The sequence below is a fragment of the Bradyrhizobium sp. Kon37 genome, from assembly GCF_055807535.1.
Genome location: NZ_JBVVOY010000251.1, coordinates 1 through 280, shown reverse-complemented (window position 1 = coordinate 280; position 280 = coordinate 1). Strand labels below are relative to the sequence as shown.

Sequence of the window (280 nt, the reverse complement as noted above, 5' to 3'; positions counted from 1 at the left end):
CTTCTTCCTGCCAGCACTTTGTTACCAGTTTACCAATGACGTCCGCATACCCCTTATACCACTGATAATCGGTCAGGTCTGGTACCAGCTTCTGGACATGACGTCGTGCCAGCGTGGTCGGTAAACGACTAAACCGGTTTCCATTACAACGCCCACAAATCTTATATACCGGTACGCCATGAAACCGGGTTCTTTTTTCATCCAGAACAATCCCTTTACCCTTACACCCTCTGCACGCTGTGCTGGCTTCGCCCTTACCATGGCAATGCTGACATAGTTC

The 280-nt window shown here is 49.6% G+C and carries 1 protein-coding gene; it reads right to left on the bottom strand.

Annotation, left to right across the window (positions count from 1 at the left end):
• The coding region (locus AC0L3J_RS38030; RefSeq protein ID WP_473350552.1) for an antitermination protein Q at positions 1-205 on the bottom strand (205 nt) is incomplete at its 3' end.
• Positions 206-280: the final 75 nt, after the last annotated feature.